This is a genomic window from Salinibaculum sp. SYNS191, assembly GCF_037338445.1.
Lineage (GTDB): Archaea > Halobacteriota > Halobacteria > Halobacteriales > Haloarculaceae > Salinibaculum > Salinibaculum marinum.
Window position 1 is genome coordinate 1 of the sequence record NZ_CP147838.1, and the last position, 14,078, is coordinate 14,078.

Here is a 14,078-nt window from a genome sequence, read left to right on the forward strand (position 1 = left end):
GGCCATGCCCGAAGTGGGTCGGACGCCCGACGAGACGCTGCTCGTGACGGGTATCGGCTGTTCGGGCAAGCTCAACAGCTACTTCGACTGTTACGGCTACCACTCGATTCACGGCCGCTCGCTCCCCATCGCGCGGGCAGCGAAGTTGGCTAATCCGGGACTGGAAGTCATCGCCGCCGGCGGTGACGGCGACGGGTACGGCATCGGTGGCAACCACTTCATGCACACCGCCCGCGAGAACCACGACATCACCTACATCGTCTTCAACAACGAGATCTTCGGGCTGACGAAGGGCCAGACCTCACCCACCAGCCCGAAGGGCCACAAGTCGAAGACGCAACCCCACGGCAGCGCCAAGGACCCGGTGCGACCGCTCGCTGGCGTCGGGGTCGTCGTACGTCGCGCGGACCGCCGCGGTCAATCCGCGGCAGGCGAAGGAGATTCTGCAGGAAGCGATCGAACACGACGGGTTCGCACACGTCGACTTCCTCACCCAGTGTCCCACCTGGAACAAGGACGCCAAGGAGTACGTCCCCTACACCGACATCCAGGACGACGACGAGTTCGACTTCGACACCGGCGACCGGATGGAAGCCGCGGAGATGATGTACGAGGCCGAGTCGCGACTCTGGGAGGGCGAGGTGCTGACCGGCCGCTTCTACCACGACGCCGACCGGCCGTCCTACGGCGCGGAGAAGCGCAGCGTCGGCGAGATGCCCGAGGACCCGCTCGCGGAGCGGTACTTCGACGACGACGCCCAGTGGGAACGGACCGCGGACGAACTCATCGACCGGCACACGTAGGCCGAACGACCCCCGTCGCCGGTAAGCCGACACTACACGGGTGTCGTCGGCCGGTTCCGGTGCGACGGCGGGAGTTTTTCGGTTCGGAAGATATTTTTTCTCCGGAGCAAAACATAGCCCTATGAGCGCCGAGTCCACGGAGCAGCGGATTCTGTCGGTCCTGGAGGACGACGCCCAGGCGTCGTACGCCGAGATCGCAGAACGCGCAGGAGTGTCGAAACCGACGGTCAGAAAGTACATCCAGCGCCTCGAAGAGGAGGGCGTCATCGTCGGTTACTCTGCGGACGTGGACCCGAAGAAACTGTCCGGGCAGTCCATCGCCATCGTGGGGGTCGACGTCGAGAGCGAACGCTACGTCGAGGTGACGCGGGCGCTGAAGGACCTCGAATCCATCGAGGCGCTGTACACCTCCAGCGGCGACCACATGCTGATGGCCGAAATCCGCGCCAGTGACGGGGACGCACTCGGCGACGTCATCAACGAACACATCGCGTCGCTGGACGGCGTCAGCGCCGCGCACCCGTCCTTCCTCCAGGAACGACTCAAGTGACAGCGGGACCCCTCCCGGACCGGCGAAGCCTGACCTTTTTAGACGGTACGTCACGGAGGAACCAACATGACTGACCGGCTGGTCCTGGGGAACGGGTCGCTGGGCTCGCGGCTCGTCAGGTCGCTGCTGGACCGGCCCGGCCGACTCCTGCTCGTCACGCCCGACGAGAACCGGGCGGACGTCTACGACGAGGACGTCACCGTCCACGTCGGTGACCCGACCGACAGGGAGACCCTGCAGGACCTGGCCCCCGTGGACGTCGTCATCGTCGCCGACGAGGACCCGACGGTGAACGTCGCCGCCGCCCGCGCCGCCCGCGAGGCGTTCCCCGACGCGCACCTCCTCGCCTACACCGGGTTCGACGCGACGCCGCAGAAAGCGACGCTCGAAACAGTCGCGGACACTATCGTCGACCCCGCGGCGACGCTCACCGACCACCTGCTCTCGCGGGTCAGCGACAGCGGACTCAAGGTCCGCCAGCTCGCCCGCGTCCTCCGCAGCATCGACCGCCTGGCCATCGTCACCCACGACAACCCCGACCCGGACGCCATCGCCAGCGCCGTCGCACTCGGCCGTATCGCCGAGCAGACCGACTGCACCGTCGACCTCTGCTACTACGGCGACATCACCCACCAGGAGAACCGGGCGTTCGTGAACCTGCTCGAGTTCGACCTCCGGAACCTGGAGCCGGACTCGCTTCTGGAGGCCTACGACGGGTTCGCGCTGGTCGACCACTCACGGCCGGGCGTCAACGACGGGCTGCCGGAAGACCTGCCCATCGACGTCGTCATCGACCACCATCCGCCGCGTGCGCCCGTCGAGGCGCGGTTCGTCGACCTCCGGAGCGGGGTGGGCGCGACGAGCACGCTGCTCGTGGACTACCTGGAGCGACTCGGGATACAGATGTCCGAGGACGTGGCGACGGGGCTGCTGTTCGGCATCCGGGTCGACACGCGGGAGTTCACCCGCGAGGTGTCCGCAGCCGACTTCGAGGCGGCGGCGCGGCTGTTGCCGGCAGCGGACCTCGGACTGCTGGAGCGCATCGAGTCGCCGAGCATCAGCGCCGAGACGTTCGACACCATCGGGAGCGCAATCCGGAACCGTCGCCAGGAGGGGCCGGTACTGCTGAGTTGCGTCGGCCGTATGCGCGACCGGGACTCGCTGGCCCAGGCCGCCGACCGCCTGCTCATGATGGAGGGCGTCTCGGCGACGCTCGTGTACGGCATCCAGGAGGGGACGATATACGTCTCGGGGCGCGCCCAGGGGATGGACGTGGACCTGGGCGAGGTGCTGCGCGACGCCTTTGGCCGCATCGGGAGCGCGGGCGGCCACGCCGACATGGCGGGGGCCCAGATAACCATGGGCGTCCTGGAGTCGGTCGAGGACCGCGACGAATCGCTCAGGGAGATCGTGGAGGCGGTCATCGCGGACCGGTTCCTCGAAGCCCTGGACGCCCAGACGGGCCAGACTGTCGCGCCGGTGTACGTGCCGGACGAGAGCGCCGACGAGTACCTCGTCGCCGAGGAGGAGCTGCCGGGTCGCGAGCCGGACGAGGCCGCAGCGGCCGACGAACCGTAGCCGGGAGGCTTTTGTCGCCGTCGCCCGTTCGCTAGGGACGATGGCAGACGAGGGGAAGCCGACCGTTCAGGACTACATGACCCGCGACGTCGCGACCGTGTCGCCGGACGACACAGTGGCGGAAGTGAGTCAGCGCATCGCCGAGAGCGACGAACACAGCGGTTTTCCGGTCTGTGACGGCCGCCACGTGGAGGGGTTCATCAGCGCGCGCGACCTCCTGCTGAGAGAGGACAGCGAACCGATATTCAAGGTGATGACGACGGACCTGCTGGTCGCGCACCCGGAGATGGCGCTGACAGACGCCGCGCGCGTCATCCTCCGGTCGGGCATCAGACGCCTGCCGGTTGTCGACGACGCCGGCAATCTCGTCGGCATCATCTCCAACGCCGATGTCATCCGCAGCCAGATAGAGCGCGCGACCCCCAGCAAGGTCGACAAGCTGATGCGGACGCTGGAGAACATCCACGGCGTCGAGGCCCGCGAGGAACGCCGCGACGTCAAACTGGCGGAACTGACGCCGACACAGGGGAAGGTCTACGCCGACGAACTGGAGGGCCGGCGGTACGAACTCGAACGCGGCCTTGCAGAGCCGCTGGTCGTCATCGACAGCGAGGAGGCCTTCCTGCTGGCCGACGGCCACCACCGCGTGAAGGCCGCCAGCAAACTCGATATCGAGGAGATGGACGCCTACGTCATCGTCATCGACGAACCGGTCGACCTCGGGATGGCGAAGACCGCGGAGAAGGAGAACCTCGAAACGATAGCCGACATCGAGGCGGTCGACTACGCCCACCACCCGCTCGTCGAGACGACGAAGCGACTGCAGGAAGGGTGACCCGGGACTGGGCCACCCCGCCACGACCACCGCTCGTCTCCCGGCGATGAGGTCGCTCGTCTCCCGGCGAGTGTCAACGCCCTGTCCCATGAGAATGTCCCACGGCGTGGGGACGCGGCCCGGAGACTGAGAAAACCCGAGCGTTTTTGTCCCGCGTGTATGAGAATCTATTATGCAGAAACCCCTCGTAGTAACAGAGTTTCTGGACCGGGCACGGAAGTACTACGGCGACCAGGAGGCAGTGGTCGCGACGACCGGTGAACGGTACTCCTACGACGAACTGGCCGAGCGCGCGGACCGCTTCTCTGCCGCCCTGCAGGAGAAGGGCATCGGCAAGGGCGACCGCGTGGCGGTGCTGGACCCCAACACGCACTACCACCTCGAAGCCGCCTACGGCGCGATGCAGATCGGTGCCGTCCACACGCCGCTGAACTACCGGCTCATCCCCGAGGACTACGAGTACATCCTCAGCGACGCCGGCGTGGACGTCATCGTCGCCGACTACGACTTCGCGGAGAAGGTGGAGGCAATCCGCGACGAGGTGCCCACGGAGACGTTCATCACGAACGACGCCGACGCCGTCGATGGCGACTGGGAGTCCTTCGACGATCTGCTGGCCGAGGCTGGGACCGACTACGAGCGCCCCGAGATGGCCGAGGACGAGATAATCACCATCAACTACACCTCCGGCACGACGGGCGACCCGAAGGGCGTCTGTCGCACCCACCGCACCGAGACGCTGCACGCCTACCTCGTGACGATGTACCACGAGATTACCGACGACGACGTGTACCTCTGGACGCTCCCGATGTTCCACGTCAACGGCTGGGGACACATCTACGCCGTCACGGGGGCCGGCGCGAAGCACATCTGTACGCGTGGCATCGACGCCGGCGAAATCGTCGACACCATCACCAGCGAAGACGTCTCCTTCCTCTGTGCGGCCCCGACGGTCCTGAACCAGCTCATCGACTACTACAACGAGAACGACGAACCGCCGATGACCGGCGACAACGACGTGCGCGTGACGACGGCGGGCAGCGCCCCGCCCGAGGCCACCATCCGCGACGTCGAGGACGACTTCGGCTGGTACCTCAAGCACCTCTACGGCGCGACCGAAACCGGCCCGCTCATCACCATCTCCGACGCCAAGCGCCGCATCAACGAGGAGACCCGCTTCGACATCAAGAAACGGCAGGGGATGGGCGTCCACGGCACCGACGTCCGCGTGGTCGACGAGGACGGCAACGACGTCCCGCGGGACGACCAGACAATCGGCGAAATCGTCGTCCGCGGCAACCAGGTGATGGACCGCTACTGGAACAAGCCCGAGGAGACCGAGGCGGCGTTCAACGACCGCGTCGAGGGCTACTACCACATGGGCGACCTCGCCACCGTCGACGAGAACGGGATGGTAGCCATCCAGGACCGCAAGAAGGACATCATCATCTCCGGCGGGGAGAACATCTCCAGCCTCGAACTGGAGGACACGCTCTTCGACCACCCCGACGTCTCCGACGTCGCCATCATTCCCTCGCCCAGTGACGAGTGGGGCGAGACACCGAAGGCCTTCGTCGTGCCGGAGACCGGCGACCCCGAGAACCCCGGTGTGACCGAGGAGGAACTCCAGGAGTTCACCTCGGAACGGCTCGCCCGCTACAAGATCGTCCGCCGGTTCGAGTTCGTCGCGGAACTCCCGACGACGGCCACCGGCAAGGTCCAGAAGTACGAACTCCGCGAGCAGGAGTGGGACGACGAGGACCGGATGGTCGGCCAGGGATAACGGAGCGACTCGACAACTCGACCGGAATCGGTGCTACTCTCCTGCGGTGTCGTACTCGCTGGCGACGTACCGGACCGCCAGCAGCAGGACACCGAGAATCGTCCCGACCGTCACCATCCCGTAGAGGGCCATCCCGAACGGCGTCGGCGGCATCTCGACGAGCATGAACAGCTTCGGGTCGATGTCGGCCGGGCGGATGAGCCCGATGACGTAGCCGAAGACGCCGGTCAACAGGACCAGCAGACTGTAGAGCACGACGACGAACTGCGGGCCCTCCCACTTCTCTGTGGCGTGCATCGGACTCCAATTAGACCCGGAGACGAATAGGCTTTACACGTCCCGGCCGTTGCTTGGGTATGGCCGAGAAAGACCTGCTCATGCTCGTGCTGGGCGGCATCGCCCTGATGATGTTTCTGACGGGTATCGTGCTCGTCGTGAACGCCGCGTAAAATACGGACTGTCCGTCAGTTATCCTGTGCGTCCTCGTCCGCCGCAGCGGCCGCGTCCTCCGCGACCGGTTCGCCGCCGTCGGTGGCGACTTCGTCCTCTTCGCCGCCGTCGGTGAGGGCCGTCGAAATCTTGTCGCCGTACCAGTCGAACTCCTTGGTCTTCTGGCCGGTCTCCGCGAGGTCCCACGGGTCGCTCTCGTTGACCTCGGGGCCTTCGAGCCAGGACTGCACGAAGTTCCAGACGAAGATGATCTGCCCGATGAGCAGGATGATCGCGCCCACGGAGGCCGCCTGGTGCATCAGCGTCACGAGGTCCAGCGACGCGATGGCGGCGTCGAACTGGTAGGTCGCGTACCGCCGCGGCATGCCCAGGTAGCCCAGCGCCAGCATGGCGAAGAAGGTCACGTTGGTGCCGACCATCGACAGCCAGAAGTGTGCCTTCCCGAGTTTCTTCTGGTACATCTTCCCGGTGAAGATGGGGAACCAGTAGTACAGGCCGGCGAAGGCGGCGAAGCCGATAGCCCCCATGACGATGTAGTGGAAGTGACCGACCACGTAGTAGGTGTCGTGGAGGATGAGGTCGACGGGGACGGTGGCGAGGAAGACGCCGGTGATGCCGCCGATGATGAAGTTCGAGACGAAGCCGATACAGAACAGCATCGGCGTCGTCAGCCGCAGGCGCCCGTTCCACATCGTCGTAATCCAGTTGAACGTCTTGACGGCACTGGGCACTGCGATTGCCAGCGAGACCGCCATGAAACTCGCCTGGAGGCGCGGGTCCATCCCGGTCGAGAACATGTGGTGGGCCCAGACGCCGAAGGAGAGGACGCCGATGGCGAGCGTCGAGTAGACGACGAACTTGAAGCCGAACAGCTTCCGGCCGGCGAACTTGGGGAGCACGAGACTCACGATACCCATCGGGGGTAACACGAGGATGTACACCTCGGGGTGGCCGAAGAACCAGAACAGGTGTTGCCACAGTATCGGGCCGCCGCCCTCCACCGCGAAGAACAGCGTGCCGAGGTTCCGGTCCATCAGCAGCATGACGAGCGCGCTGCCCAGCAGCGGGAACGCGAATAGGATGAGGCCGGACTGGGTGAGGATGGTCCACGAGAAGATGTCCAGATTGGCCCAGGAGACGTCGTCACCGCGCTCGGTGAAGATGGTCGCGATGAAGTTGATCGCACCCATCGTCGCTGAGACGCCTGTCAGGTGTAACCCGAGCAGCATCAGGTCGACGCCGGGGTTGACCTGCTCGACCGAAAGCGGCGTGTACATCGTCCAGGAGGTCTGTGCCGCCTCTATCGCGCCGGCCGTCACCGGTTCGAGGAAGAAGCCGCCCCAGATGAGTAGTGCACCGGGTGGCAGCAGCCAGAAGGCGATGGCGTTGATGCGGGGGAAGGCCATGTCGTCCGCGCCGATGAGCAGCGGGACGAAGTAGTTCGCGAAGGCGGCGATGATGGGCGTTCCGAAGAGAAACAGCATCGTGATGCCGTGACTCGTCAGAATCGCGTTGTAGAAGTTGTTGCCGAAGACGGCCCCTTCGGGCGTGATGAGCTGGAGGCGGATGCCGACCGCCATCAGGCCGCCGACGACGAAGGCGATGATGGCGTACAGCCCGTAGAGCATGCCGATGTCCTTGTGGTCGACAGTCGTGAACCACCGAATCAGTCCCGACGGCTTCTCCTCGTGTGCGACTCCGGTCTCGCCGCCGTAGACGCCACCGCCGGCGAGTGGCGTGTACGACCGCCAGTCCTCGATGCGTGTCAGTAGGACGACGACGCCTATCAGCAGAATCCCCATAAGCGCCGTCAGTAGAAGCTGTTCTCCTGCCATGGATTCCCTTCAGGACTACAGGGTTATCAAAGCTTAGGTTCCGCCCGTACCGGAAGGCCGCGGCGGCTTCGAGACCGCCGCTCGCCGGGGTGTCAGCCCCTGAGAAGGGATGTGTCGAGAACCTTCCGTGAAACCGTCGGCGGTGACCGTCGACTACTCTTCGGCGGCCGCTTCCTCGGCCTTCTCTGCCTTCGAGACGGCCCGGCCCGAGTAGTAGGTCAGGACCATCAGGCCGATGCCGGAGAGGGCGATGATGGCGAGCTGGATGCTGGAGATGACGCTGTCGAATCCAAAGGGTGTGAACACGATGAACGCCACGAAAAAGAACGCCAGGATGATGAACGGGATGACGTTGACCGTGAGGTCGAGCAGTGTTTCACGGTCGAACACTTTCTCTGACATGGATGCCCTTTCGGCCGACCGCGTAAATAGCGTGTTGGTTTCAGGCCAGGTCCTCGCCCAGCAGCCACAGCGTCGCGGCGACGCCCAGCATGACTACCGAGGCGGCGAGAATCGACGTGCCCCGGTAGACGAACGGCCGGGCGGGGTCAAGCAACGCTTCCACCGAGAGTGCGGAGGGTTCGATGTTCAGCCCGACGGCGAGTCCCCCCAGGACGGCGAGTATCGCGGCGATGACACCGAGGGAGAGCCAGGTCCGGGAGACGTACGCCGACTCCTTCAGGATGCCGGCGACCGTGCCCCCGAACAGCAGGAGCCCGCCGACAGTTATCGGGAAGATGCCGAGGACGACGCCGATCTCCGAGATGACGAAGCCGAACGCGACCAGCATCGGCCACGGGCTCGCCTTCCGGTACTGCTCGCTGAGGCCGGGACTCACCTCGCCGACGTCGTCGCCCACCTCGTCACTCATGGACGCACATAGGGAATCGAGAAGCAAGTGTCCATCGCTCCGGCCGCGGAGCCCCACAAAGTATTAGTCACGCATCGGCATGTTCCAAGTTAATGAGCACACGCGTGGTCGAGCGAGTCGACGACTGGGACGAGCAGTCGTTCAGTGGCGGTTACAGTGGGTTGCACGACCTCGCAGATCGGGAGTTCTCCGGCGTGGTCCGCGCCGGCGGTGCGGAGCTTTTCGTGACGAAAGGGGTCGTCATCGGTATCCGCCGGGGCACCATCGAGTCCTTCGAAGACGCCTCGGGGTCGGTCTACACTGCCCCGACGCCGGCACTCCCCTGCTGGCCATCATGCAGGAGCGAAGCGAGGAGGTCAGGGCACAGTACTACACCGAGGAGACGCCGGTGTCCGAAGTCGACCGGACGCTCGAAGACGGCGGTTTCACCGGCTTCGTCGAACTTTCGGAGAACGTTCTCAGCGGCGACTACTACCTGGTCTACCACCGCGGACGCTCGATGAGCGTCGCCTTCGTGGGCAACTCGAAGCGGCTCATCGAGGGTGACGAGGCCTTCGAACAGGCCGACGACGAGGTCGGCATCTACGAGGTGAAGCCGGTCAGCATCGACGCCATCGAGATTCCGGAGGTCGAGGAACCGGCAGCGGACCCGTCCGGGGGCGCGATTGCCGAGGCTGAACCAGATGACGGCGAGGAGAGTGCCGCCGACGCGGAGACCACCGTCGAGACGGAACCGGTCGCCGCCGACGAACCGCCCGAGACTGACGACGGGGACGAACCGGCTGCGACCGACAGTCCAGATGACGCGCCAGCGGCCGATGCGGACGCGCCCCCCACGTCGGAGTCGTCCGAGGGGCCCGTGAGTGACCGGAGTCCGGAGCCGTCCGAGCCCGCGGACCCCGCGAATGCGCAGAGTGACCCGAACGGCGACGAGGTGCCGGCGTCCGGCGAGGGAGTGGACAGGGACGACCGGAAGCCGGAACCGGCGACCGGGGAGCCATCGTCGCCGCCGGAGAGCAGGGACACAGACGTAGCGACGGAGCCACCGGGCGAGCCGTCGAGACAGGGGACGACTCCGGAGCCCCGGAGCAGTTCGGAAACGGGACCGGTCGGGACCGACCCCGACACCTCGAATCGGCAAGCGTCGACGGGTCAGCAGCCGACGCCGGGCGGGGAGCCGAGTCCCCAGCCGTCGACGGCTGGACGGTCCCCCGGGAGGGAGTCCGGGCAGGCAGCGGACCAGGTTGGGGCACCGACAGACGCACGTCCCGCTCCGGGGTCGCCGGACGACCTGGAGATGAAGGCGATTCCGTCGCTGGACCCGGAGCGAAGCGAGACGGTCCGCGGGTCCCAGGCCGGGAGCGAAGCCGGCCAGCGCGGCGACGCGCCCGGGCGCGGCCGCGAGGAGTCGCGCGACCGCGCGCCCGAACAGTCGCGTGACAGCGGGCGGGCCGATGATACCGCCACGCGTGAGGAGCCACAGCAGCCGCAGCGTCAGTCGCGCCAGCACCAGTCGACGCCCGGGGACGCCCCGTCGACGGACTCGCCCGGGTCCGACGGGGAGACGGCCGAGCAGTCCACAGCGGAGTCGAGCGCGGAGCCGACGCAGGAGGACAGCGAGGAGGTGGAGACCCTCCGGTCGGAGCTGGCCGAGCGCCGCGCGGAAATCGAGCGCCTGGAGAGCGACCTGCAGGCGGCGACGGACGCGCGAGACGAGGCGCGCGCGAACCTGGCGACGGTCCAGGAGGAGCGCGACGAACTGGAGCGGGAGGTCGAGCGTCTGGAGAGCGAACTCCGGCGGCTGGAGGAGGAACTCGGAGCGAAGACCGACGCCGAGCGCCGCATCACGCCCCAGGAGGCACTGCAGGGGACGGACCTGTTCGTGCGCTACCGCTCGAAGGGCGAGAGCACGCTCCAGAAGGCCCACGATTCGGGACAGCGCCGGGAGGACGTCACCGACAACCTCCGCCTGGAGAAACACACCCAGTTCGACGCCGCGGCGGCGTCGGTCGGGGGCCAGGCCTACGACCAGTTCCTCGAAGAGACCGTCGAGTACAGTTTCGTGAAGTGGGTCGTGGAGGACCTGCTGTTCGAGATACAGAGCACGGGCCACACGGAGACGCTGCAGGACCTCTACGACGCGCTCCCGGAGATAAACCGCATCGAACTCAACGGGGTCGTCACCACGACGGACGCGGAGGAGAACGAGCGCCAGGAGACGTTCGACCTGGTCTTCCGCGCGCGGATGGGCGACCCACTGCTGGTGGCGAACATCAACGACTCCAGACAGGGGGCGAGCGAGGCGATGATGGAATCACTCATCACGGCCGCCGAGCGGGTCGGCCGGACCAGCGACGCCTTCGCCGCCGCGTTCCTCGTCACCCAGAGCTTCTTCGAACCGGAGGCCCTGGAGACGGTGGCCGACGCGACGCGCGGGGGGCTGCTCAGTCGTGACAAGCGCAAGAGTTTCGTGAACCTCTCCCGCAAGCGCGGGTACCACCTCTGTCTCGTCGAGGCGAGAAACGAGAACTTCCACCTGAAGTGCCGGAACTCTGCCTTCGATTTCCGCCACACCCTCGATTTTCATGCCCTCGAGCTTCTCGATGATGTGGTCGATTTTTCCGTCTAGGTCCTCGACGAACTCCTCTGTCTCCTCCGTCGTGATTGCACCCTGACTGGACGGCTCGATGAGGGACTCCTCTTCGAGGACGCGGAGCGAGTAGCGCACCTTGTGATGCGGGTATCCCGTCTCGTTAGACATCTTCACGATGCCGATCGGTTCGTTCTCGATGACCATCCGCAGCACCTGCAGATGGCGTTCCAGCATGTCGACTTCCTTCTCAAGTCTGTCTATCATGGCAATTGTTAACTTGTATTGGCCGGATTTAAAAGTTGCTTTCGTGGCAGCCGTTTCGTGTGCGACACAGTCCCAGGGTTGGGTCTCGACGGTAATGAATGGTGGGGTTTGGTCCCAGTTGCCGAGGAATGACGCCACATCCGTCGCAGAGTTCCTACCATGGTGACTGCTAACAGATTGGGGCTTCTCAGAGCGGATACTTAAATACAACTGTTCACATACAGCGGCGGGGCTGGACCGTAATCTGTTTACCGGGACGGGCGGAACGTCGCCGTGATGACCGTTACAATCGTGGGCGCACAGCTCGGAGACGAAGGGAAGGGCGGCATCGTCGACCTGTTCGGCGACGCGGCGGACGTCGTCGCGCGCTACCAGGGCGGCGACAACGCCGGCCACACCGTCGTCCACCAGGGCGAGGAGTACAAGCTCTCGCTCGTCCCGAGCGGCGCCATCCGCGGCAAGGTCGGCGTACTCGGCAACGGGTGCGTCGTCAACCCGCGAACGCTGTTCGACGAACTCGACACGCTGCGCGACCGCGGCCTCGACCCCGACGTGCGGGTCGCCGAGCGTGCGCACGTCATCCTCCCGTACCACCGCGTCCTCGACGGCATCGAGGAAGAGGTCAAAAGCGAGACCGACGACGAGGTCGGCACGACGGGCCGCGGCATCGGCCCGACCTACGAGGACAAGGCCGGCCGCCGCGGCGTCCGCGTCGGCGACCTGCTCGACTCGGACGTGCTCCGCGACCGCCTCGAATACGTTGTCCCCCAGAAGCGTGCGCTCGTCGAGGACGTCTACGGCCTCGACGTGGCCGACCTAGACGACCCCGATGCGTTCGACGTGGACGCGCTCTTCGAGGAGTTCCGCGAGTTTGGCCGCCGCTTCGAGGACGACGACATGACCGTCGTCGCCGGCGAGTTCCTCACGGCCGCCAGTGAGGAGGGCCAGAACGTCATGCTCGAAGGCGCACAGGGGACGCTCATCGACATCGACCATGGGAACTACCCCTACGTCACCTCCTCGAACCCGACGGCCGGCGGCGCGGCGGTCGGCACCGGACTCAGCCCCGGCCTCGTCGGCGGCGGCGAGATAATCGGTATCGTGAAGGGGTACCTGACCCGCGTCGGGAGCGGCCCGCTGCCGACCGAACTCGGCGGCGTCGTCGGCGACACGCCGGGCTACGAGGAGCAGGGCGAGGGCGACGACGAGGAACTGGCCACCTACATCCGCGAGGAGGGCGGCGAGTACGGCACCGTCACCGGTCGCCCGCGCCGCGTCGGCTGGCTCGACATGCCGATGCTGCGCCACGCCACGCGCGTCTCCGGCTTTACCGGCCTCGCCATCAACCACCTCGACGTCCTCGCCGGCCTCGACGAGGTGAAGGTCGGCCACACATACACGCTCGACGGCGAGGAGATGCACACGATTCCATCGACGACGGAGCAGTGGCAGGCCTGCGAGGCCACCTTCCGCACCTTCGACGGCTGGGACGACGGCGACTGGGCCGCCATCGCCGAGGAGGGCTACGAGGCACTCCCCGAGAACGCACAGGCATACGTCGAGTACATCGAGGACGAACTCGACACGCCCGCCTACGCCATCGGCGTCGGCCCGAACCGCGACGAGGCCATCGTCCGCCAGCGCCCCTTCTAACGCGACCCGGCCGGCCCGTCCCGCGCCAGACAGCACGTTTTTAGGGCGTCCGGGCCGAGGGCGTATGAAAGAGGAACTGATGGAGATTCTCTGCTGTCCGGTGGACAAACACGACCTCGAACTCGACGTGGGCGAACGCGACGGCGAGGAGATTCTGACGGGCGAACTCGTCTGCACGGAGTGTGGCGAGTCCTACCCCATCGAGGACGGCATCCCGAACCTCCTGCCGCCGGACATGCGCGACGAAGCCCCAGCCTGAAGTTTTTCTTCGGTGCCCACGGAGTCGCACCCGTGCCCGACGAGCTCGCCGTCCACGTCAGCCGTCACGACCTCCACGCCATCGAGATTCCGGACGCGTTCGAGACCGACGGCTCCTTCGACGTGGTGCTCGTCAACCACGGCCCCTCGCTGCACGTCCACCTCCACCTCGACGATTCGCTCTCGGACGTGGCTCGCCTCGACGCAAACAACCACTACGTCGAGGGCGACGCGAGCCGGGCCGTCCGCATCACCGTAGACACCGACAGCCTGCCCGACGACGGGGTCTTCGGGAAGCTGAAAGTCGTCTCCGCGTACGGTTCCGAGACCCGCTGGGTCGACGTCCAGCTCTCGTCACCGACGCCCGCCGGGACGCCGGTCGAAGTCGACGAGTCGCTGTCGAAGCCACCGGATTCTGACCGGACGGAGTCGAGAACGCCGACCTTCGAGGGCCCGGAACTCCCGGTGCTCGCGCTGGGCGGTCTCGCGCTCGCCGTTGCCCTACTCGCTGCCGTCCTCGTCCAGGATACGCTGGTGACCGTCGGGGCGGCGGCCGTCTTCGGGGGCGTCCTCGTCGCGCTCTACGTCCTCGTCAGCGGGTAGCT

General features: G+C 66.2%; 12 protein-coding genes and 2 pseudogenes. 9 read left to right on the top strand and 5 right to left on the bottom strand.

Annotation, left to right across the window (positions count from 1 at the left end; genetic code table 11):
• Position 1: 1 nt before the first annotated feature.
• From WDJ57_RS00005 to WDJ57_RS00025, 5 genes and pseudogenes are all read left to right on the top strand, one after another.
• Positions 2–803, top strand: a pseudogene (locus WDJ57_RS00005) (thiamine pyrophosphate-dependent enzyme); the annotation flags it as partial.
• Between the two features lie 121 nt (positions 804–924).
• On the top strand, positions 925–1,353 hold the full coding sequence (gene lrpA1 / locus WDJ57_RS00010; protein WP_338902800.1) for an HTH-type transcriptional regulator LrpA1: 429 nt from the start codon (positions 925–927) through the stop codon (positions 1,351–1,353).
• Between the two features lie 66 nt (positions 1,354–1,419).
• Positions 1,420–2,931 carry a DHH family phosphoesterase gene (locus WDJ57_RS00015; protein WP_338902801.1) on the top strand — a complete coding sequence of 504 codons (1,512 nt, stop codon included), beginning with the start codon at positions 1,420–1,422 and terminating at the stop codon, positions 2,929–2,931.
• Between the two features lie 40 nt (positions 2,932–2,971).
• Entirely contained in the window at positions 2,972–3,766 is a 795-nt protein-coding gene (locus WDJ57_RS00020) for a CBS domain-containing protein (RefSeq protein ID WP_338902802.1), read from the top strand.
• Positions 3,767–3,938: 172 nt separating this feature from the next.
• Entirely contained in the window at positions 3,939–5,549 is a 1,611-nt protein-coding gene (locus WDJ57_RS00025) for a long-chain-fatty-acid--CoA ligase (RefSeq protein WP_338902804.1), read from the top strand.
• Positions 5,550–5,582: 33 nt separating this feature from the next.
• Here the strand turns inward: WDJ57_RS00025 and WDJ57_RS00030 are convergent, their stop codons facing one another.
• The 4 genes from WDJ57_RS00030 to WDJ57_RS00045 form a co-directional block, all read right to left on the bottom strand.
• Positions 5,583–5,846, bottom strand: a complete 264-nt coding sequence (locus WDJ57_RS00030) for a DUF7520 family protein (protein WP_338902805.1) — start codon at positions 5,844–5,846, stop codon at positions 5,583–5,585.
• A 167-nt stretch (positions 5,847–6,013) separates the two neighbouring features.
• Positions 6,014–7,834, bottom strand: a complete 1,821-nt coding sequence (locus WDJ57_RS00035; protein WP_338902807.1) for a cytochrome c oxidase subunit I — start codon at positions 7,832–7,834, stop codon at positions 6,014–6,016.
• A 153-nt stretch (positions 7,835–7,987) separates the two neighbouring features.
• On the bottom strand, positions 7,988–8,236 hold the full coding sequence (locus WDJ57_RS00040; protein ID WP_338902809.1) for a DUF6684 family protein: 249 nt from the start codon (positions 8,234–8,236) through the stop codon (positions 7,988–7,990).
• Between the two features lie 40 nt (positions 8,237–8,276).
• A complete protein-coding gene (locus WDJ57_RS00045) occupies positions 8,277–8,705 on the bottom strand; it encodes a DUF7541 family protein (protein WP_338902811.1) in 429 nt (142 codons plus the stop codon).
• A 334-nt stretch (positions 8,706–9,039) separates the two neighbouring features.
• Between WDJ57_RS00045 and WDJ57_RS00050 the strand changes: the two genes are divergently transcribed.
• Positions 9,040–11,334: a DUF7527 domain-containing protein gene (locus WDJ57_RS00050; RefSeq protein ID WP_338902874.1), complete on the top strand. Its 2,295-nt coding sequence runs from the start codon at positions 9,040–9,042 to the stop codon at positions 11,332–11,334.
• On the opposite strand, the pseudogene WDJ57_RS00055 reads toward WDJ57_RS00050, so the two are convergent.
• Positions 11,260–11,562, bottom strand: a pseudogene (locus tag WDJ57_RS00055) (hypothetical protein); the annotation flags it as partial. The gene WDJ57_RS00050 and the pseudogene WDJ57_RS00055 overlap by 75 nt on opposite strands.
• Before the next feature lie 276 nt (positions 11,563–11,838).
• Here WDJ57_RS00055 and WDJ57_RS00060 point away from each other — a divergent pair.
• The 3 genes from WDJ57_RS00060 (at position 11,839) to WDJ57_RS00070 (ending at position 14,076) form a co-directional block, all read left to right on the top strand.
• On the top strand, positions 11,839–13,215 hold the full coding sequence (locus WDJ57_RS00060) for an adenylosuccinate synthase (protein ID WP_338902875.1): 1,377 nt from the start codon (positions 11,839–11,841) through the stop codon (positions 13,213–13,215).
• A 64-nt stretch (positions 13,216–13,279) separates the two neighbouring features.
• Entirely contained in the window at positions 13,280–13,474 is a 195-nt protein-coding gene (locus WDJ57_RS00065) for a methytransferase partner Trm112 (RefSeq protein WP_338902814.1), read from the top strand.
• A 32-nt stretch (positions 13,475–13,506) separates the two neighbouring features.
• Positions 13,507–14,076 carry a DUF7524 family protein gene (locus WDJ57_RS00070; protein WP_338902815.1) on the top strand — a complete coding sequence of 190 codons (570 nt, stop codon included), beginning with the start codon at positions 13,507–13,509 and terminating at the stop codon, positions 14,074–14,076.
• Positions 14,077–14,078: the final 2 nt, after the last annotated feature.